At 64.0% G+C, this 18,931-nt stretch carries 19 protein-coding genes; 8 read left to right on the forward strand and 11 right to left on the reverse strand.

The annotated features are described in order from the left end of the window. Positions 1–4: 4 nt before the first annotated feature. From CWO91_RS09570 to CWO91_RS09580, 3 genes are all read right to left on the reverse strand, one after another. Positions 5–808 (reverse strand): WecB/TagA/CpsF family glycosyltransferase, encoded by an 804-nt coding sequence (locus tag CWO91_RS09570; protein WP_130213243.1) that lies wholly within the window; start codon positions 806–808, stop codon positions 5–7. Next, positions 801–3,176: an exopolysaccharide transport family protein gene (locus tag CWO91_RS09575; RefSeq protein ID WP_130213244.1), complete on the reverse strand. Its 2,376-nt coding sequence runs from the start codon at positions 3,174–3,176 to the stop codon at positions 801–803. Before CWO91_RS09575 ends, CWO91_RS09570 begins: the two co-directional genes overlap by 8 nt. A 279-nt stretch (positions 3,177–3,455) precedes the next feature. After that, positions 3,456–4,256, reverse strand: a complete 801-nt coding sequence (locus CWO91_RS09580; RefSeq protein WP_130213245.1) for a class I SAM-dependent methyltransferase — start codon at positions 4,254–4,256, stop codon at positions 3,456–3,458. A 396-nt stretch (positions 4,257–4,652) separates the two neighbouring features. Between CWO91_RS09580 and CWO91_RS09585 the strand changes: the two genes are divergently transcribed. Continuing rightward, the gene (locus tag CWO91_RS09585) at positions 4,653–5,681 is read left to right on the forward strand and encodes a glycosyltransferase family 2 protein (RefSeq protein ID WP_130213246.1); all 1,029 of its coding nucleotides are present in this window, start codon (positions 4,653–4,655) and stop codon (positions 5,679–5,681) included. 15 nt (positions 5,682–5,696) lie between these two features. On the opposite strand, the gene CWO91_RS09590 is transcribed toward CWO91_RS09585, so the two are convergent. Further along, positions 5,697–6,683 carry a glycosyltransferase gene (locus CWO91_RS09590; protein ID WP_165405328.1) on the reverse strand — a complete coding sequence of 329 codons (987 nt, stop codon included), beginning with the start codon at positions 6,681–6,683 and terminating at the stop codon, positions 5,697–5,699. 344 nt (positions 6,684–7,027) lie between these two features. On the opposite strand from CWO91_RS09590, the gene CWO91_RS09595 reads away from it, so the two are divergent. Then, on the forward strand, positions 7,028–8,380 hold the full coding sequence (locus CWO91_RS09595) for an O-antigen ligase family protein (protein WP_130213247.1): 1,353 nt from the start codon (positions 7,028–7,030) through the stop codon (positions 8,378–8,380). A 117-nt stretch (positions 8,381–8,497) separates the two neighbouring features. Next, entirely contained in the window at positions 8,498–9,631 is a 1,134-nt protein-coding gene (locus tag CWO91_RS42825) for a GNAT family N-acetyltransferase (protein ID WP_165405329.1), read from the forward strand. A 50-nt stretch (positions 9,632–9,681) separates the two neighbouring features. Here the strand turns inward: CWO91_RS42825 and wrbA are convergent, their stop codons facing one another. The 3 genes from wrbA to CWO91_RS09615 all read right to left on the reverse strand — a co-directional run bounded on the left by wrbA (position 9,682) and on the right by CWO91_RS09615 (position 11,945). Continuing rightward, a complete protein-coding gene (gene wrbA, locus CWO91_RS09605) occupies positions 9,682–10,281 on the reverse strand; it encodes an NAD(P)H:quinone oxidoreductase (RefSeq protein ID WP_130213248.1) in 600 nt (199 codons plus the stop codon). A gap of 174 nt (positions 10,282–10,455) precedes the next feature. Further along, a complete protein-coding gene (locus CWO91_RS09610; RefSeq protein ID WP_130213249.1) occupies positions 10,456–11,154 on the reverse strand; it encodes a pirin family protein in 699 nt (232 codons plus the stop codon). A gap of 38 nt (positions 11,155–11,192) precedes the next feature. Continuing rightward, complete coding sequence (locus tag CWO91_RS09615) at positions 11,193–11,945, reverse strand: SDR family NAD(P)-dependent oxidoreductase (protein ID WP_130213250.1); 753 nt, start codon at positions 11,943–11,945, stop codon at positions 11,193–11,195. A 118-nt stretch (positions 11,946–12,063) separates the two neighbouring features. On the opposite strand from CWO91_RS09615, the gene CWO91_RS09620 reads away from it, so the two are divergent. Both CWO91_RS09620 and CWO91_RS09625 read left to right on the forward strand, forming a co-directional pair. Then, positions 12,064–12,999 carry a LysR family transcriptional regulator gene (locus CWO91_RS09620; protein WP_130213251.1) on the forward strand — a complete coding sequence of 312 codons (936 nt, stop codon included), beginning with the start codon at positions 12,064–12,066 and terminating at the stop codon, positions 12,997–12,999. A 57-nt stretch (positions 13,000–13,056) separates the two neighbouring features. After that, positions 13,057–13,578: an REP-associated tyrosine transposase gene (locus tag CWO91_RS09625; protein ID WP_208753004.1), complete on the forward strand. Its 522-nt coding sequence runs from the start codon at positions 13,057–13,059 to the stop codon at positions 13,576–13,578. A gap of 65 nt (positions 13,579–13,643) precedes the next feature. On the opposite strand, the gene CWO91_RS09630 is transcribed toward CWO91_RS09625, so the two are convergent. Beyond that, positions 13,644–13,901 carry a hypothetical protein gene (locus CWO91_RS09630; RefSeq protein WP_130213253.1) on the reverse strand — a complete coding sequence of 86 codons (258 nt, stop codon included), beginning with the start codon at positions 13,899–13,901 and terminating at the stop codon, positions 13,644–13,646. 146 nt (positions 13,902–14,047) lie between these two features. Between CWO91_RS09630 and CWO91_RS09635 the strand changes: the two genes are divergently transcribed. Then, positions 14,048–15,034, forward strand: a complete 987-nt coding sequence (locus tag CWO91_RS09635; RefSeq protein WP_130213254.1) for a Bug family tripartite tricarboxylate transporter substrate binding protein — start codon at positions 14,048–14,050, stop codon at positions 15,032–15,034. Positions 15,035–15,129: 95 nt separating this feature from the next. Further along, complete coding sequence (locus CWO91_RS09640; RefSeq protein WP_130213255.1) at positions 15,130–15,471, forward strand: hypothetical protein; 342 nt, start codon at positions 15,130–15,132, stop codon at positions 15,469–15,471. Positions 15,472–15,578: 107 nt separating this feature from the next. Here CWO91_RS09640 and CWO91_RS09645 read toward each other — a convergent pair whose 3' ends face one another. The 3 genes from CWO91_RS09645 to CWO91_RS09655 form a co-directional block, all read right to left on the reverse strand. Continuing rightward, positions 15,579–16,046, reverse strand: coding sequence for a YbaK/EbsC family protein (locus CWO91_RS09645; protein WP_130213256.1), 468 nt, complete (start codon positions 16,044–16,046; stop codon positions 15,579–15,581). Between the two features lie 67 nt (positions 16,047–16,113). Further along, the gene (locus CWO91_RS09650; protein WP_130213257.1) at positions 16,114–16,845 is read right to left on the reverse strand and encodes a haloacid dehalogenase type II; all 732 of its coding nucleotides are present in this window, start codon (positions 16,843–16,845) and stop codon (positions 16,114–16,116) included. Between the two features lie 313 nt (positions 16,846–17,158). Further along, positions 17,159–17,821, reverse strand: a complete 663-nt coding sequence (locus tag CWO91_RS09655; protein ID WP_130213258.1) for an FMN-dependent NADH-azoreductase — start codon at positions 17,819–17,821, stop codon at positions 17,159–17,161. Between the two features lie 99 nt (positions 17,822–17,920). On the opposite strand from CWO91_RS09655, the gene CWO91_RS09660 reads away from it, so the two are divergent. Further along, positions 17,921–18,784 (forward strand): LysR family transcriptional regulator, encoded by an 864-nt coding sequence (locus CWO91_RS09660; RefSeq protein WP_130213259.1) that lies wholly within the window; start codon positions 17,921–17,923, stop codon positions 18,782–18,784. The last annotated feature ends 147 nt before the right edge of the window (positions 18,785–18,931 follow it).

The raw sequence follows: 18,931 nt of genomic DNA on the forward strand, positions 1-18,931 counted from the left end.
TCTCTTAGCGGAGGGATCGGTGGCGGCTGAAGAGAAGATAGAGCGCGCGGGGGTTGGTGGTCAAATAGCGCCAGAGCAGGCGGCGCGGCTCGAGCCAGGTGCGCCAGGCCCATTCGAGTCCGATCTTCTGCATCCATTGCGGCGCGCGGGAACGACTGCCCGACAAAAAGTTGAACAGGCCGCCGGATGTCTTGATAACGCCAACATTGGTGAGATGCGGAGTGAATTCCTCCACGAATGCCTGCTCGTTGGGCACGCCGAGCGCGATCCACAGATAATCCGGTGCAAGCGCGTTGATTTCCGCGACCTTCGCGCGCAGCGCCTCGCCGCGCAGATAGCCGTGGCTGCGCCCGACGATCTTGAGATTCGGATACATCTTCTGGACGTTCTCGACCGCCGCGATGTTTTCCGCCTCGCTGGCGCCGAACATGTAGAAGGTGCGGCCAACCGCTTCCGCCTTGCGCGCGACGACGTGGAACAGGTCCGTGGTCGCAACGCGCTCCGGCAGCGGAAACCAGGATTGCAGCTTCGAAGCCGCGACCAGCGGCTGGCCGTCGGCGTTGATCAGGTCGGCGGCGCGGAACAGGCGTTCGGTCTGCGGTTCCGTCGAGCAGCGCGCCAGCACCTCGCCATTGGCCGAGGTCAGGAACAGCGGACGGCCGATGCGATTATCAGGATCGGTCGCCTCGATCATGAAATCGGCGGTTTCTTCCAGGTCGATCGCGGCCATGCGAAGGCCGCCGACGGTGATCCGCGGCACCTCGGCCGTTGCCGCCCGTCCATCGAGGTTGACGCGGCGCTCAAGCATATTGTCTGCCTCGCTGGCGCGTTTGGGCTGCGGGAGTGAGCTCGTCGAGAACGACGCCGACGAGCTTGCGCTCGGCGCGACCGAGCGCGGTCAAGATCTCTTCCAGGCTGTCGTTGATGTCGAGGCTGGTCGGCAGCACCGCCACCAGCGCGTCGGTTTCGTCCAGCAGCTTGCGGCCGCCGGCCGAGAGCGGCACCGCGGGGCCGTCGAGGATCACGAGATCATAGCCGCCCGCGGCGCGCGCCTGTGCAATCGCTTTGCGGATGGCCTGAGTCGCCTTGCCGGCATCGCCCTCTGCGGCCGGCAGCACCGAGATGCCGTTGACCGTCTTGATCTCGCGGGCGTCCTTGCTGCCGATCGAGAGCCAGCCGAGCCGGCTCGGTTCGCTCTTGCCGCGACGGTTGAGTTTGTTCGAGAGCGAGCGTGCCTGATGATCGGCATCGATCATCAGCACGCGGGCGCCATCGCGCGCGGCCGCCAGCGCGAAATTCAGCGCGGTCACGCTGCGCCCGGTGGTCTCGCCGGTACCGACGAGCGCGATGACCGGCATCGCCTTGCCGTCGGCCCGCCGGGCTACAGCAGTGCGCATGTCGCGCCAGGCATTGAGCAGCGTGGTCAGGGGAAAGCCGGGGCGCAGGGTCGGCCAGCCCAGCCGGGTGAGATCGACGCCGCCGCCCGTGGCGAGAATGGCGCCGAGCGTGTGAATGATGTCGGCCTCCTGGAGGCGTGCGATCAGCGGCTTTTCGATCAGGGGCTTCTCGACCATCGAAGGCTGTAACGGAGGTGCCGCAAGTTCCGGCGGAGCTTGCGCAACTTCCGGAGCCCGCGAAGCCTGCTGGGGCGGCGAGGCCTCCGAGGCCTCTGCAGCCCGCGCGCGCTGCGGAGCTCGCGGTGCATCCGGCGTCGGCGTGCGCTGTGGACGGGCAGGCGTCGGCGCCGCCGCACCGGCGAACAGGAGCTCGGCCGCAACGAACCAGCTTGACGCCGCGACCGCGCCGAAGATCAGGCCGATCATGGCGAACAGGCTCATCGCCGGCGGGAACGAGCGCCGCTGCGGCACCGTCGCTTCACCGATGACGCGGGCTGCGGAGGTATTCAGGCTCTCCTGCTCCTCGGTCTCGCGCGAACGCTTGAGGAAGGATTGATAGACGTCGCGGCTGGCGTCGGCCTCGCGTTCGAGCTCGCGCAGGCGGACTGCGGCCTGGCTGAGCAGGACGCTCTGCCGCTTCTGCGCTTCCAGCGCCCGGTTGAGCGAGGCTTCGAAGTCGCGGGCACGCGTCAGGTCGTTCTTGGCGGACTGGGCGAAGCGGTCGATTTCCTCGTTGATGGTGCGCTTGAGATCCTCGACCTGCTTCTCGGTCTGGCGCAGCGCCGGGTGGCGCGGGCCGAGCTCGCCGGCCTGCTCCGCATATTTCTTGCGGGCGTCGGCATATTGCGCGCGCAGGTTCGCAATGGTCGGCGATTGCAGCGCCTCGGGGATCGCGCCCGCATCCGCGGTCGTGCGCCGGCTCGCTTCAATCTGGTCGAGCCGCGCCTGCGCATCCATCGTCGCCGCGCGGGCCGCGGCCAACCGCTGGTTGCTGGCGGAGAGCTGCTGGTCGCTGATCAGCGCGTCCTGGGTGCCGACGAAATTGTTCTGGGCCTTGTAGGTGGCAAGCGCGGTCTCGGCGTTGCGCAGCCGCTCGCGCAGCTCCTTCAGTCGGCTGGAGAGATCACTGGTGGCGCGCCGTGCGGCCGAGGCTTGCGAGTTGCGGGATTCCGCGAGGTAGGCGTTCGTTAGCGTGTTGGCGAGCATCGCTGCTTTCGCTGGATCTATCGACCAGACCTCGATGTCGACGATGAAGCTCTTCTCGGTCTTGCGGATCGTGATGTGCTTGTTCAGCGCGTCGAGCGCTGCGAGCTGGACTTCCTTCTTTTCCGCGGCCGAGGGCGCGCGGGGCTGAAGGCCGATCAGGCCAAGCAGCGACGACATCAGGCTCGTGCCCTCGCCGCCGCCGAATTCCGGATCCTTGTCGAGACCAGCTTGCTGAATGACCTGGAGCAGCACGCTATTGGAGGTGATCAGGCGCGCCTGGCTCTCCACAACCATGGACATGCCGGAGACGTCCTGGGCGCGCGGCGTGAGCTCGCGATCGACGAGCTGAAGCTCGCGTGGGTCGACATAGAGCTGGGCGGTGGCGGTGTAGCGGGGCGTCAGGCTCTTGCCGATGGTGACCGCAAGCGTCGCGCCGAGCAGGGCGGCCGCGGCTATCGCGACCTTTCGCCGCCAGAGCAGATTGGCGAGCTCCAGCACGCTGAAGCCGGCCTGAGGCTTCCGTTGCGGGGCCTCCGGTCTGGCCCGATCAATCGGCTGGTTATAGTCAAGCATGATCCCCAGCTTTCATTCCAACTGCCGCGGGCTGAGGGGTTACTCTTCGCTTTACGCCACGCACCCGGGATATAGGGGGCCAATCAGCGCAACAGGGAAAATTAACCATACTCATTGAGGGACTATTCACCGAAATGGCAAACAAAGCGTTTAAGCGCATGCCGCTCTTCGGCGCGTCGCCGCGACGCGGAGGTCCCCCAGAGATTAACGGTTCGTTACCGCGCGCAGCGTGGCCGCGAAGCTTCGCTTGTTGTGCGATCCGCTGCGCGCGCATGGCGGTCAGCTCTTCCGCAGGATGACGTGATAGTCGCCGCGACGGACGTCGGTGCCGCGCGGCAGCACCGCGTTCAGCACCGCGGCGCCGGCGTCGACCACGGCCGCAAACAGCGGCTTGCGCCGCCGCATCTCGGGATAGCGCGGGCTCTCGACTTCACGACGATAGATCATCTCGAGACCGTTGGCGGCCGCGAATGCTTCGAGCCTCGGCAGTGTCACCAGCGGATGGAAGAACGTCGGGAACGGCGGCTCGCCGGGCAGGCCGGCATCCTTGATGCCGCGGATGTTCCGGTAGAACCAGACGTGAAACCAGTGCGGCGAATATTTGGTAACTACGCCCGATAGCGAGCGGGGATTGGGCGCGCCAATCAGGATCATTCCGCCGCGCTTGAGCGCATCGCGGAAATTCAACAGTGCGGATTCGACGTCGGGAAGGTGTTCGATCACGTTGTAGCAGATCACGAGATCGAAGCTCTCTCGCCCGAAACGGTAAGTCTGAACGTCACCGAGGATCGCCTCGTCCGCGTAGGTATTGTTGCGGACCTGATCCTCGTCGATGTCGACGACGGTGATGTGGCTGCGGCCAGGCAATTCCGGCGGTAGAACGCTGCACGAGCCGCCGCCTGCTTCATAGATGGCGAGCCCGCCCTGCGGCAGCTCGCGGCGGAGCACGTCATGAACTGCGAGCAGGCTGTCGCGGGCCTCGCCGGGGATCAGATCGTGCAGTGCCTGAGTGGGTGGAGTGGCCGCGGAGACATTGATTGCCGTGGCTGTCGCGAAATCGATCGTCGCTGGCTTGTTCATGATTTTCTGACCGCGCTTGTTCTATTCAAATTTACAGGAAAAAACTCGCTCGCCCGAAGAGCAAATCTGATGCCGCGCCGCCTCACTGGTCGCAGTGCTTACGGTCGGGTTAATGCGTATGGGCGTTAACTACGGCATTGTTCATGTTGAGGCGTTGTCGGCGCGGTGGACCGCGAATTGCACTATCACGCGTGCGACGTTTCGCAGCAGAAACACGCGAAGGCGGTCAAGTGCATGGTGTTGTGCCGAGATGATTGGAGGTCGCCGGCATTCGTCCTGCGCCCGTCGTTCATTTTGGGACGCATCTGTGCCGCGGCGATGTGCCGTCGCGGGACGGGGGCGATCCGCGCGATCGAAGCAGGGCTTTTTCAATATATCTCGGACATCTAAGACGTCATGACATTGATCCCGACAGACCTGTCCGCCACGCACATCGCGGACGTCGTGTGCGATCCCAACCGGGAAATCGTGGCGAGCTCCCGCGTCATCGACCTGTCGGTCGGCATCGTCGTCTGCATTCCCTGCTTCCGCCGTCCGCAGCATCTGCGGCTGACGCTGGACTCGCTGGCGAGCCAGCGTACCCCCCGCTCCTTTGCGGTCGTCATGGTCGAGAACGATGCTGCGCGGCGCGAGAGCGCGCCGGTCGCCGCGGAGTATCTCGCTGGCGGCAGGCTCCAGGGCATCTGCCTCGTCGAGAAGCGGCAGGGCAATTGCCACGCGATCAACGCCGCGTTCGAGACGGCGCAGGCGCTGTTTCCCGCCGCGACCCGCTTCCTGATGATCGACGACGACGAGATCGCCTCGCCCGATTGGCTCGAACTGATGGTTCGCACCGCGGAGGCGACCGGCGCCGACGTGGTCGGCGGGCCGGTGGTGCCGGTCTTCGACGACGACAGCCAGCCCTGGCTGTCGCGTCATCCCGCCTTCTGTCCTGCCTATGATTACAGCGGCGCGGTGCCGCTGATCTATGGCTGCGGCAATTGTCTGATCACGCGCGCGGTGTTCGAGCGGTTCGAGCGACCGGCCTTCGATCTGCGTTTCAATTTCCTCGGCGGCGGCGACTGCGATTTCTTCGTGCGGTGCCGCGATGCCGGCATGACATTCCACTGGACCGCGGAAGCGGTCATCGCCGAGACCGTGCCGCAGAGCCGCACCAGTCTCGGTTGGATCGCGAAACGAGGCCTGCGCATCGGCGCGATCAATTATCGCGTGCAGTCCAAGGCCGCGCGGAGCGCGGCGGCGCGGATGCTGGTGTTTGCGCAGATGGTCGGACGGTTGCCGCTGTCGCTGGTGCGTGCGGCCAGTCTGCTGACGTCGTCGAGGACCGTCGTCGCGATGCATCCTGTGATGGTCGCGCTCGGCTCCGTGCTCGCGGCGTTCGGCATCGAGCCGAAGCCCTATGAAGCCTCGAAGATCATGTCCTGACGCAATGGTAGCGGGCTAGATGCCGAAACGGGCGAGGGCGACCCGGAGCGCGGAGCGCGGCAGCGATTTGAGCGACCGCCGGCCGACCATCCCAAGATAGGCGAAGGCTTCGCAATATCTGCCGAAGCGGACCGCCTGCATCGCCGAATAGGTGACGAGATGAATCTCGGCGGCCCGCCGCAGCGCGCCAGCCGTGCCTTCGGGCAGCCTCGCCAGGATCAGCCCGTCGTCGAAGACGCGCGCGACCGCCGGGAAGAAATCCTGCGGTGTCCGCACCGCCGCGTTCATCGTGTTGGCCGTGTGCAGGCGATAGTCGAGCAGGAGCTTTGGTGCGAACTCGAACTCGCCGATCGCGGCAAGACGGCACCAGCAATGCCAATCCTCGCAATATTTGAGGGAGACGTCGAAGCCTCCGATGGCGCGGAAGGCCTCCGCACGGGTGAGCACGATGCCGCCATTGACGATGAAGTTGCCGGCCGCGAGCCGCGTCAGCACATCGCCGGACGGCTTGCGGCGTGCCTTCAGCAGATCGCGCCGGCCGATCTGACGTCCCTCGCTATCGATCGTGTTGTAGTCGCCATAGACGAGAACCGCGCGCGGAGCGCCGCGCGCTGCCGCCAGCAGTGCCGCCACTGCATCGGGACGCAGGCGGTCGTCGGCATCGAGGAAGAGCAGCCAATCCCCGATCGCCTGCCGTGCGCCGAGATTGCGCGCCGCCGACACCCCCGCGGAGTCGTTGTGTATCAGACGCAGCCGTGGATCACGCATGGCGCGAACGATCGCCACGGTGCCGTCGGTCGAGCCGTCGTCCACGACGATTACTTCGGTGACATCGCCTTGCGCGAGCGCGCTCGCGATGGTTTCACGGATATAGGCCGCGGCATTCTTGGCGGGAATCACGAGGGAGACCGACGCGCCCGGGTGCACCGGCAGCGGCGGGCGCGCCGCCGGCATCACGCGTGAGGCAGCCGGCAATTCGAGAACGTCGTCGGCGGTGATCAAGCTGCGGCTCGTCTTTAATGATCCGTTAACCAGGCGCATCCGCTGAGCTGGCAACGCCAACGATCGCAACCTCGGCCGCTGCGGATGATACTCGTATTACGGTCAAATCATTGCGCGGAAGGCCTGGGTGGTGCCGGTTTCGTGGATTAGCGTTAAGCCGCCGGCATTAAGCTTGTGGCAATTCGCAAGGAGTGCGACAGGGCTGCTCGGTTGCAGAAGATGCCATCGCCCGCATGCTGGTTGACGGGCGGTTAACGGGGATTGGTTAAGGTCTTCAGCTTCCCTTGAATGTCGCTTTGACCTTCCATCGGCTTCGTCACCTGCCTTGAGCCATGAATCGCAGCTTGGATCGCAGCGCCGCTGACATGACTGACGTCGAGAGCCGATCGTTCGGCCGCGTCCTGCGCGATGGGCTCGCGGGGCTGAACGCCGTGCAGGCGGCGCGCTGTCTCGTCGCCGTCACGGCGCTGCTGCTGGTGCTGGTCACGCTGGATCCCTTCCCGGATCTGCGCAGCCCCGATGCCGCCACCGCCGTCGGCGGACGAATGGCGCTGACCTACGTCTCCTTCGGCCTCTTGGCTGCGGTCGCGATGCTGCTCGCCGCCGCCACCGACGGTCTCTCGCTGAAGACCCTGGTGACCCCGCTGCATCTCTGTCTCGTCGGTTGGCTGTTGATCAACATCGCCTTCTCCGAGAGCCGCGGCGTTTCGCTCCAGCGCTTCGTGCTCGCGGTGAGCGTGACGTCGCTCGCCGTGCTCCTGCCGCTATTGCCGCCGACGCAGCGCAGCTTCAACCTGTGCCTCGGCGGTGCCGCGCTCGCGCTGCTCATGCTGGGCTATCTCGGCGTCTTCCTCGCGCCGCAATATTCGATCCACACCGCGTTCGACATCACCGAGCCGCAGCTTGCCGGCGACTGGCGCGGCAGCTTTGGTCACAAGAATGTCGCCTCGCCCGTGATGACCATCCTGGTCTATGTCGGCATCTACCTTTGCGCCGTCGGCTCGTTCGTGATGGGCCCGGCGATCGCCGCGCTGGCGGGCATCTTCCTGATCTTCACCGGCGGCAAGACATCCTCGGTGCTGTGCCTCGCAATCTACGCGCTGGCGTCGCTGGTCTACGTCACGCGCAGCCTGTGGCTGAAGCGGATCATCTGCTTCGTGCCGCTGATCGTGATGAACCTGCTGACGGTCGGCAGCGTCTTGAGTCCGGCGCTCGGCGCCATGACGCGGCTGCTTCCGCTCGATCCGACCTTCACCGGCCGCTCCGCCATCTGGGAATTCGCGCTCGCAGCCGTCGCCGAGAAGCCGATCATCGGCCACGGCTATGCGGCCTTCTGGGACGACGTGAGCGAGCGGCAGACCGCCCAAGGTGCCGAATGGGCGACGACTGCGGCACACAGCCACAACAGCTATCTCGATCTCGCGGTCACCATCGGTCTGTCGGGGCTGCTGCTCGTGATCCTCGTCTTCGTGCTCGCGCCGCTTGGCAATTTCCAGTCGGCCCAGGCGCACAACCGTAGTAGCGCGCTGGCAAAGCTGTTCCTGACCGTGTGGCTGTTCGGCCTGTATTACGGAGCAACCGAGACCTTCCTGCTCGAACGACAGAGCCCGATCTGGTTCATGTTCGTCCTCGCCGTGGCCGGCCTGCACTTCCTGGCCAGGTTCCAGTGTGTCGGGCAGGTGGAACCTGAGCGTTGACACCTTGTCGCAGCGGGCCGCTCGAGTGGCATCGCTTAACGATAAGCAGCGACGTTACTTGTGGTTGCGACAAAACATAATCTATCTGGAAACACGCAGTAATCGTATGTCCCGCGGATGACGTTCCTCAGCGTCGAGCAATCAGAAGGTCGGGTGTCGAGCACGCCGGGAATCGCGGTCGATTTCATGCGTGACTGGCGGCTCGCTGCTCTGCGCCTGAGCGCAGGCCATCGCACCGCGTTCCAGCGCGGCTACTGGCTCGGCGCCTGGTATGAGGCGTTCCACGATCTCGCACCGCTGATCGCCGTGATTACCGATGCTGCGACCGGCAAGGACATCGCACTTGTGCCGATGATCAGCCATGTCAGGCGCGGCATCCGTGTGGTCGAATTTGCCGATCTCGGCGTCTCCGACAACAACGCGCCGATCCTGTCGCTTGACGCGGATGCGACCGATGCCATCGGCAAGGCATTGATCGACGCGCTGCGCGTCTTGCCCGACGGCTTCGATCTGCTGCGCCTGAGGAAGATGCCGGCCCAAATCGGCGGCAAGCCGAATCCGCTGGTGTCGCTCGGCCGGATCGGATCCTCCTCGCTCAACGGCAATCTCGTGCTGATGGGCGAGGACTATGAAGATTACCAGGCCTTGATCAAGCGCATGCAGATGCCGCGCTGCTGGCGCGTGTTCAGCCGTCACGCCGGCGCGCGGTTCGAAATCGCCACGGACGTCGCCCGCGCGCATGAACTGCTGGACGTGATGGATGTGCAGCAGCAGGCGCGCATGCGAAAGCTCGGCTCGCCATTTGTGCTCAACGACGAGACCCATGCGCGATTCTACCGCGAGGTCGCCCGCCAAGGCGTCGCGGAAGGCTACGCCGTCGTCTCGGCGCTGGTCTGCGACGACGGCGTCGTCGCCACTTCGCTCGGCGTCAGGCAAGGCGCGACTTACTACCTGCTTCGCATCAGTCACGCCGGCGAATCATGGTCGAGCTGCTCGCCGGGGCTGCTCGTCACAGAGCGCACCATGGCGGCGCTGCATGCACGGGGCGTGCGCCGTTTCGATCTCAGCATCGGCAACCAGGACTACAAGCGCCGCTTCGGCGCTCAGAAGGTCGCGCTGACCGATGTCAGCGTCGCGCTGTCCTGGCGCGGTTTGCCCTATGCATGGCGTGACCATGCCGCGCAGGGCCTGCGCCGTCACCCCAGGCTCGCCGCCTTTGCGGCGCGGGCGATGGGCAAGGGGACACGCTGAAGCGGCATTCCCGAACGAGAATGCCGCCGCTATCGCATCAGCCGTGCAGCTCAGCCGTGTAGTTTCCTGGCGGTCTCCGCGATCTGGCGGCCCTGATAGCGCGCGCCGGCGAGTTCGTTGGCGCTTGGCTGGCGGCTGCCGTCGCCGCCGGTGATCGTGGTGGCGCCGTAGGGCGCGCCGCCGGTGACCTCGTCGAGCTTCATCTGGCCGGCGAAGCCGTAGTTCATGCCGACGACGACCATGCCGAAATGCAGCAGGTTAGTGATGATCGAGAACAGCGTCGTCTCCTGCCCACCGTGCTGGGTCGCACTTGACGTGAAGGCGCCGCCGACCTTGCCGTGCAGCGCGCCCTTGGCCCAGAGCCCGCCGGCCTGGTCGAGGAAGTTGGCCATCTGCGAGGCCATGCGGCCGAAGCGGGTGCCGGTGCCGACGATGATCGCGTCGTAATTGGTGAGGTCTTCGATCTTGGCGACGGGCGCCGCCTGATCGAGCTTGTAATGGGAGGCTTTTGCGACCTCGGCCGGCACCAGCTCCGGCACGCGCTTGATATCGACAGTGGCGCCGGCCTCGCGCGCGCCTTCGGCAACGGCTTTCGCCATCGCCTCGATGTGGCCATAGGCGGAGTAATAGAGGACGAGAACTTTGGTCATGGGTGGTCTCCGTTGGGATCGATGTTGAATGAATGTTGGGTCGTCATGCCCGGGCTTGTTCCGGGCATCCACGTACTTGTTTCCGTGCAGAGAGGCGTGGATGGCCGGGACATAGGCGAGCGGAAGCGACGCCGTCCTTCGCACGGCTATGCCCGGCCATGACGGAGAGCGTAGTTACGCCGCGTCGACGAGCACGAGCTCCGAATCTTCCAGGGCGGTGATCTTCAGCCTGTCTTCGTCGCGGATCGCGGCGCCGTCGCGGGCGTTGACGCGGACGCCGTTGATCTCGACGGAGCCCGCAGCCGGCACGAGGTAGAGGTGCCGCGACTTCTGCGGCGCGTATTCCGCGCTCTCGCCGGCCTTCAGAGTGGTGGCGAGCACCCGCGCATCGGCGCGGATCGGCAGCGCGTCCGCATCGTCTTCGAAGCCGCTCGCGATGGTGATGAGCTTGCCGGAACGGTCCGCCTTGGGGAACGGTTTCGAGCCCCAGGTCGGCTGGCCGCCGCGTGCCGTCGGCTCGATCCAGATCTGGAAGATCCGCGTCCTGGTCGGCTCGAGATTGTACTCGGAGTGACGGATGCCGCTGCCGGCACTCATCACCTGCACGTCGCCGGCCTCGGTGCGCCCCTCGTTGCCGAGGCTATCTTGGTGGGTGATCGCGCCCTCGCGCACATAGGTGATGATTTCCATGTTGGCGTGGGGATGGGCGGGAAAGCCGGTGTTCGGCGCGATCTCGTCGTCGTTCCACACCCGCAGCGCGCCGTGACCCATGTTGTTCGGGTCATAGTAGCCGGCGAAAGAGAAATGATGCTTGGCCTTGAGCCAACCGTGATCGGCGACGCCGAGCTTTGCGAAAGGTCTGAGTTCGATCATTTGCGTAATTCCTTGACTTGAACGGGTAGCGGTTCGGATCAGGCGCCGAACCCGCCGTCGACATTGAGCACGGTGCCGGTGACGAAGGAGGCTTCGGGGCTTGCAAGGAAGACGACGCCGGCGGCAACTTCCTCGGGGCGGCCGAAGCGCTGCAGCGCGTGCTGCTTGCGCTGCGTCTCGGCGAACTCGCCGCCGTCCTTCGGATTCATGTCGGTGTCGATCGAGCCCGGCTGCACCACGTTTACCGTGATGCCGCGCGGGCCGAGGTCGCGCGCCGCGCCCTTGGTGTAGCCGACGACGGCCGCCTTGGTGGCGACGTAGTCGGCAAGGCCGGGGAACGAGGCGCGGTCGGCCAGCATCGAGCCGACGGTGACGATGCGGCCGCCTTCATTCATCAATTGCGAGGCGGCGCGGATCGCCGCGATCACGCCATGCACGTTGACCTGATCCTGGCGGGCGAGCGCTTCTGTGTCCGCATTGGCGTCGTCGATCGTGCCGCCATTGGCGACGCCGGCATTGTTGACGAGGATGTCGAGATGGCCGAACTCCTTCGCCACGTCCTGGACCAACTGCGTCACGTCCTTGGCAGAAGCCTGATCGGCCCTAAAGGCGCGCGCCTTGACGCCCTTGGCCTTCAACTCGGCGACGACGGCTTCCGCCTTGTCGGGGGAAGCGACATAGCTGATGGCGACGTCCGCACCTGCTTCCGCGAGCGCGCGGGCCGAAGCGGCGCCGATGCCGCGCGAGCCGCCGGTGACGAGGGCAACCTTGCCCGAGAGCTTCTTGGTCATTGGATTTCTCCACTGCGTAGATTTGCGATTGACCCTTGGATAAGCCTCCGCCTGTGGTATAGAAATAGAAACTGTTGAAACGCATTGTTTCGAAAACTATCCAATTGGATTGGCTGCCATGGCAAAACTCCCCGATTTCGAGGCGCTCGCGGTTTTCGCAAAAGTCGTGGAATTACGGTCGTTTGCAGGGGCCGCCAGCGAACTCGCAATGTCCAAGGCGACGGTCTCCAAGGCGGTCACGCGGCTGGAGGAGCGGCTCGGCGCCCGCCTGTTCAACCGTACCTCGCGCCGGCTTGCGTTGACCGATGCCGGCCACAAGCTCGCCGAACGCGCGACGCGCCTGCTGGCCGATGGCGAAGCCGCGGAGAACGAAGCGCTGGCGCAATCGGTGGCACCGCGCGGCCTGGTCCGGCTCGCCGTGCCCATGACATTCGGCATCAAGGCGGTGGCGCCGCTGCTGCCGGAATTCTTTCAGGCCTACCCGGAAGTCTCGGTCGACCTGCATCTGAGCGATGCGACCGTCGACCTGATCGGCGAAGGATTTGACATGGCGGTGCGGATCGCGCGGCTGCCGGATTCCTCGCTGATCGCACGACAGCTCTTCACCATGCCACGCTATACCGTGGCCGCGCCGTCCTATCTTAGGCAGTACGGCCGGCCGACGCATCCGATGCATCTGGCCGAGCACAAATGCTTCAGCTACGCCTATCTCTCGACGCCCAACGTCTGGCACTACACCAATTCGGCCGGCGAGCAGGCCAGCGTGCGCCCGGGCGGCCAGCTCCGCGTCAACAATGGCGAGGCGGTGATGCCGGCGCTGATCGCAGGCCTCGGCATCGCCGAGTTGCCCGAGTTCATCGTCGGCGAGGCAATCTCGTCAGGCCAGGTCGAGGTGATCCTGAAGGATTGGAAACAGGCCGAAGGCGCCGTGCACCTGGTGACGCCGCCCGGCGGCCCGCGTCCCGCGCGCGTCGAGGCGCTCGGCGATTTCCTGGCCGCGAAGCTGCCGGGCACGTGCAAGCGGCGGCCGAAGAAGGGTGCGAACGCAATGTAACTGCCGTAGGGTGGGCAAAGCGAAGCGTGCCCACGGCTTTGCCTGAGGTGATCACAAGTGTCTCGATATCGGCGCGCACAGGGCAGGATGTTCTTCTTCACCGTTGTGCTCGCAGATCGGTCGAGCACGCTGCTCGTCGATCAAGCCGATCGCCTGAGGCGAATCTATCGAACTGTCTTTCAGCGTAGGCCGTTCGAGACGGTCGCAATTTGTATCTTGCCCGACCACCTCCACGCGATCTGGACGTTGCCGGAAGGTGACGTCGACTTTTCATCGCGTTGGAATCTGATCAAAAGCGGATTTTCGCGTGGCTTGGAGGCTGGCTTACCTTCAAGTAGCCAGCTGAGAAAGCGTGAGAAGGGCATCTGGCAGCGACGTTTCTGGGAGCACACAATTCGCGACGACGCAGACTTGGAGCGACACGTTGATTACATCCATTTCAACCCCGTGAAACACGGCCTCGTCACCCGAGTGCGCGACTGGTCTCTCAGCAGTTTTCATCGCTATGTGGACCAGGGCATCCTTCCCTTGGATTGGGGAGGGGATGTGCGCGACGTTGCGGGGCATTTCGGCGAGTGATGGTGGGCACGGCGCGCGAAGAGCACGCCTTTGCCCACCCTACGGCATCTCGCTTTGCGGCTGGACTACGACACCTTCACGCCGTCGATCGCGACAATGCGCAGGCTTGGCTTCAGCGTTTCTTCCAGCTGCGACTTCAACTCGTGAACACGCGGGTCGCTCGAACGCTTCGCGCAAACCGCATATTGATGGACGGATTGTGCCAGTGCGCGCCGCGCTTCCGGTGTCCGCGTCATTTCGGGCGTTGAAAGTCGCAGGACGATCGCGGCGAGATTCACCAGCATCTCGTCCAAGGCGATGTCGATGGTCGCGAGTTTTCCCATGGCACACTCCTGGGAGGGCAACGGAGGCCTCAGGCATGCGTTCCGGGCTCGGTCGAACATGGCTAATGCTTCGTAAACATCTTGTTCTTGCCGATCGCGACGTTAGGCTGACTAGCGAACAAAGAAAATGAGGGGAGGGACCTGCCATGGATCGACGCGACGTCCTTCGCGCCGCTGCTACACTGCCGTTGTTGCGAGCCGCGTTACCTGACAAAGCCTTCGCTCAAACCTATCCCGTTCGCAACATCACCATGATCGTGCCGTTTCCCGCCGGCGGACAGGCCGATCTCGCCGCGCGTCCGGTGGCACAGGCGCTGGAGCGGGTCCTCGGCAAGCCCGTGATCGTCGACAACAGAGCCGGCGGTGGCGGCGGATCGGTCGGCAATGCTGCGGCGGCGCGCGCCGAGCCCGATGGCTACACGCTGCTGATGACGCTGTCTTCACTCGCAGTGCTCCCCGAAGCCGACCGGCTGTTCGAGCGTCCCGTTTCCTACGAGGTCTCGCAGTTCATGCCGATCGCGCGCGTGCTCGCCGATCCCACGCTGCTCGCGGTGCCGGCCTCGGCGCCATGGAAGACGGCGCAGGATTTCGTGGAGGACGCCAAGAAGCGACCGGGCCAGATCACCTACGGCTCGTCCGGGCCCTACGGCACGCTGCACGTGGCGATGGAGATGTTCGCGAGCAGTGCCGGCATCAAGCTGCTGCACGTGCCGTTCCGCGGGGCAGGTCCCGCGCTGACCGCGATCCTCAGCGGTACCGTGCAGGCGATCGCCGCCGCACCCGGAACGCTGAAGCCGCAAGTCGACGGCGGCAAGCTGCGCGTGCTCGGCAATTGCGGCGCGCAGCGCATCGCGAGCTTCCCCGACGTGCCGACCTTTCAAGAGCTCGGCTACACGGACGTCGAGATGTACATCTGGGCCGGCCTATTCGCGCAAAGCGCGCTGCCCGCCCCGATCGCGACCCGTCTGCGCGAGGCGATGGCGCAGGTCATAACCAGTCCGGACGTGCTCAAATCGTTCGAGGCCTCGGGCAGTCTCGTGGCCTATCAGGATGCGCCGGCCTTCGCGCAATTCGTCGCGACCGACAGCGCGCGGCTGATCGCGGCGGTGAAGAAGATCGGCAAGGTGGAGTAGGTTCCAGGCGCGCTTTCACATTTTGTTGTTGGTCCAGAACCTTCCCCCGCCTCATTGATTGAGGAGGTTTTGACGGATTCGGGAAGGATCGGGACATGCGAACAGAGCGGATTGCGCTGGGTGTGGCGCTCGCGATCGGCGGCATCGTCGCGCAGAGCGCAGCATTCGCCCAGGAATATCGCGGCACAATGGAACAACAGATGGCCTGCACGCCCGATGTGTGGCGTCTGTGCAGCGATCAGATTCCCGACGTGAACCGTATCGTGGCCTGCTTGCAGCAGAACACGCCGCAGCTCTCGAGCGGCTGCCGTGCGGTGTTCCAGTCGAACAACCAGGCCCAGCCGCAGCAGCCGGTGCCGCGCAACCGCGCCGCGCCCCCGCCGCGTTACACCGCGCCGCCTGCGCCGCCGCGGCCCTATTATGACGAGGATGACTAAAGCGCGATGAGATTAGGATGAATCGTCATCGCGCTTTAGGTTGTTGTTTGAGCATGATCTTTTCGGAAAACCGCTACGCACTTTTCCGGATCATGCTTTAGCCCCGCTTAGGATCGGTGTTCGCAGACATCGACCCATTCGGCCGCGACCAGCTCGGCCATCCGCTCCGGGGTAATGCGCACGGCGCTGTGGGTCGAGCCGGCGGCCGGCACCACGACGTCGAACGCTTTCAGCGAGACGTCGCAATAGATCGGCAGCGGCGACTTCAGGCCGAACGGACAGACGCCGCCGACCTCGTGGCCGGTGATCTCGGCGACCTCCTCCAGTCCCAGCATTTTCGGCTTGCCCCCGAACTGCGCTTTCACCTTCTTGTTGTCCATGCGCGAGGTGCCGGCAGCGACGATCAGGATCACGCGTTCGCCGATGCGCAAGGACAGCGTCTTGGCGATGCGCCCCGGCTCGACGCCATAGGCTTCCGCCGCCAGCGTCACCGTGGCAGAGCTGATCGGGGATTCGATGACGGTAATGTCGGGGGCTTTCTCGGCGAAAAAATCGCGAACGGATTGAAGGCTCATTCCAAACAGCTCATTCCAAACGGTTCATTCCAAGCTCATGGACGGGCGGCGATCCCTAAGCGATCCCTTAAGCGATTCCTGGCAGCTCGGAGAGCGCGCGGATGCGGTGATCCGGCGCGAAGCCGAGCTCGTCCATCTGGGTGCGGATCGCCTTGAACATCGTCAGCGGTGCCACGAGTTCGTTCTCGACGCAAGCCAGCGCCATGGCTTCGGGCGTCACCCGTTCGATCCAGGCGACCTTCAATCCGAACGATTTCGCGCCGGCGGCGTCCCAGGGATTGGAGGAGACGAACAGAACCTCGTTCGGTTTGATGCCCAGCACCTCGCCGATCAGCTCATAGGCGTCCGGGCTCGGCTTGAAGATCTTCTTCGGGTCGACGCTGATGGTGGCATCGAGCAGGGCGTCGAGGCCGGAATTGCGCACGAGCGCATTGAGCATGTCCGGACTGCCGTTGGAGAGGATGGCGAGCTTTCGCGGTCTCAGGGCCGCAAGCGCTGCTGTCGCATCCGGATAAAGATCGAGGTGCAGATACTTCTCGATCACGCGCTCGAATGCGTCGTTCTCGTAAGCGATCCCAAGCACGCGCAGTGTATAGGCAAGCGAGTCGCGCGTAACAGTGGCAAAATCTTCGTAGCGCCGCATCAGCGAGCGCAACCAGGTGTATTCGAGCTGCTTGATACGCCAGACCTGCGTGATGATCTCGCCATAGCCCGGAAACGCATCCTCGGTGATCTCCGCGACCGATTGGATGTCGTAGAGCGTCCCGTAGGCGTCGAAGACGACGGCTTTGATGCTCATTGGCTGTCCTTCCAGGCCGTTGTGGTCACAAGAACTCCGCTCGGGGAGTACACATAGTCGTCAGCTTACCAAAGCACAGCGGAAGTCTGCCACTGCAAGCATGATCGGCGGTTTGTGACCCAAACCGGTCCTTGCTGGGGCTGATGCATTGCCTGAAAGCGGACGTTGGGTGGAATCGGTGCGCCTGCCCCCTATAGGCGAGGTTACGAACGTCCGTTCTCCATATTTGTTACGCCGGGTGGACGGGGATGTACGTTCAGGTTGGGGTCTGAGCGGGTTATCAACGCACCTGTCCGCAGCAAGCGCTTCATAATCATGCAACCGCCTCTGTTGTCCGCGACAGCAGGTCTTCCGCCAGCCGTGACGCAGCCTCCCGTGCATCCTGGCGAGCCGCATGGTCAATATCGGGGCCAAAGAGGGTCTTCTGAATGATTAGACTGCGGACATCTTCGATACCGATGAAGCGCAACCACGCTTTTATATAGGGTTTTTGAAAGTCGAAGCGCTGCGCCGGAGTGATGGATTGCGCCGCATAGTCGAGACCTCGCGCATGGACGACCACCGCGATCTTATCCCGGAGCAGTCCTCCGAACCCGTGTTCAGGATCGAACGAGAAAAGGATGTCCTTCTGCGATACCAGGTCGATGAAGTGCTTGAGCTTGTAGGGAATACTGAAATTCCAGAGGGGCGTCGACAGCAGGAGAATATCCGCCCAGTGCAGTTGTTGCGCCAATTCTTGCAATGTGGCCCATGCCTGCTGTTGAGAAGGGGTAAGCGGCGTGCCGCTGAGCCCCGCATATTTGGCCAACATCGCGTCCTCACCGAATTCGGGGAGGTCGACATCCCATAGGTCGAGCGTTGAAATCTCCAAGTCGGGTCGCCGAGCACGATAGCTTTGAACAAAGGCCTCGGCGACCTCACGCGAGGCGGAACGCTCTTTGCGGGGCGAGGAAACGATATGCAGTAGCTTGGTCATGGATCCATCCTTGTTCATTGTGATGGACCGCATTGCCTCATATTTTAATTCGATATAGAAATTGAGATTATCGACAGCATTCAGCATGGATCAGAATATATGTTGGAATTGGTCCTGCTCAGGACGTTCGTCGCCGTGTTCGACGAAGGCGGCTTCAGTCGGGCAGCAGCGCGACTGAACCTTACGCAGTCGGCCGTCAGTGGGCACCTGCGCCGTCTCGAGGAGAAGGTCGGAAAGCCGTTACTCAACAGGACGACGCGCTCGCTGGAGATGACATCCGATGGCGAGCGCTTGCTCGCCTATGCCCGGGCGATGCTCGCCCTTAACCGGGATGCTTTGGCCGATCTGGCGCAGGCACCCTTTCATGGCAGGGTTCGCGTCGGCCTCTCGGAAGACTTCGCACAGGTCCCCATCCTTCGCGCCTTGCAGGCATTCGGCGCTGATCGCCCTGGATTGCAGGTCGAGGTGCAAGTCGGGATTCCGGGTGCGCTCCTCTCGAAGATGAACGAGGGCAACATCGAACTGGTGCTCGGATCACAGTGTGAGGGTGAGGAGATGGGGCGCCTCCTGTGGCGCGAGCCTCTTGTCTGGGCATGGGCGGATCATACCGGCATGGATCTTCCGGACCCGCTGCCGTTGGCCGTGTTACCGGAGCCTTGCCCCTACAGGGAAGTTGCTCTTGAACGGCTTGCCAAGGCCGGGATCAGCCAGCGCACGGTGATGATCTGCGCCAGCAACGCCAGCCTGAGGGCGGCTGCCATCTCAGGCTTTGCTGTAGCGCCGATGATCGCCAGTCAACTGAGAAACGGCCTGGTCAGGGTACCCAAAAGCTACGGTCTGCCAGAGTTACCAGAAGCGGAGTTCAGGCTATTTGCCGCATCGAACGGCGATACCTCCGTCCTCGAAGAACTGGCAGAGGCCATCATGAACGCCGTTCCTCGAAGGCACGCTGGCGAGGAGTGATCCTGAACTCGCACCAACGTCTGCTTTATGGCTAGTTCCGAATGTCCAGAAATGGCCCAAGCCGGACTCAGGGCGGGTTGCGCCAACGCGCTGCATCAGGGGCGGAGCAGACCTCGGACGAAGAGCAGCGCAAGCTAGACAGTCGGC

The organism is Bradyrhizobium genosp. SA-3, assembly GCF_004212635.1.
Taxonomy (GTDB): Bacteria; Pseudomonadota; Alphaproteobacteria; order Rhizobiales; family Xanthobacteraceae; genus Bradyrhizobium.

Coding starts and splice junctions, on each gene's coding strand:
- CWO91_RS09615 (WP_130213250.1), bottom strand. CDS start 11,945: ATGACCAAGAAGCTCTCGGGCAAGGTTGCCCTCGTCACCGGCGGCTCG.
- CWO91_RS09630 (WP_130213253.1), bottom strand. CDS start 13,901: ATGGGAAAACTCGCGACCATCGACATCGCCTTGGACGAGATGCTGGTG.
- CWO91_RS09635 (WP_130213254.1), top strand. CDS start 14,048: ATGGATCGACGCGACGTCCTTCGCGCCGCTGCTACACTGCCGTTGTTG.
- CWO91_RS09575 (WP_130213244.1), bottom strand. CDS start 3,176: ATGCTTGACTATAACCAGCCGATTGATCGGGCCAGACCGGAGGCCCCG.
- CWO91_RS09580 (WP_130213245.1), bottom strand. CDS start 4,256: ATGAACAAGCCAGCGACGATCGATTTCGCGACAGCCACGGCAATCAAT.
- CWO91_RS09585 (WP_130213246.1), top strand. CDS start 4,653: ATGACATTGATCCCGACAGACCTGTCCGCCACGCACATCGCGGACGTC.
- CWO91_RS09640 (WP_130213255.1), top strand. CDS start 15,130: ATGCGAACAGAGCGGATTGCGCTGGGTGTGGCGCTCGCGATCGGCGGC.
- CWO91_RS42825 (WP_165405329.1), top strand. CDS start 8,498: ATGACGTTCCTCAGCGTCGAGCAATCAGAAGGTCGGGTGTCGAGCACG.
- CWO91_RS09620 (WP_130213251.1), top strand. CDS start 12,064: ATGGCAAAACTCCCCGATTTCGAGGCGCTCGCGGTTTTCGCAAAAGTC.
- wrbA (WP_130213248.1), bottom strand. CDS start 10,281: ATGACCAAAGTTCTCGTCCTCTATTACTCCGCCTATGGCCACATCGAG.
- CWO91_RS09570 (WP_130213243.1), bottom strand. CDS start 808: ATGCTTGAGCGCCGCGTCAACCTCGATGGACGGGCGGCAACGGCCGAG.
- CWO91_RS09650 (WP_130213257.1), bottom strand. CDS start 16,845: ATGAGCATCAAAGCCGTCGTCTTCGACGCCTACGGGACGCTCTACGAC.
- CWO91_RS09655 (WP_130213258.1), bottom strand. CDS start 17,821: ATGACCAAGCTACTGCATATCGTTTCCTCGCCCCGCAAAGAGCGTTCC.
- CWO91_RS09610 (WP_130213249.1), bottom strand. CDS start 11,154: ATGATCGAACTCAGACCTTTCGCAAAGCTCGGCGTCGCCGATCACGGT.
- CWO91_RS09645 (WP_130213256.1), bottom strand. CDS start 16,046: ATGAGCCTTCAATCCGTTCGCGATTTTTTCGCCGAGAAAGCCCCCGAC.
- CWO91_RS09660 (WP_130213259.1), top strand. CDS start 17,921: ATGTTGGAATTGGTCCTGCTCAGGACGTTCGTCGCCGTGTTCGACGAA.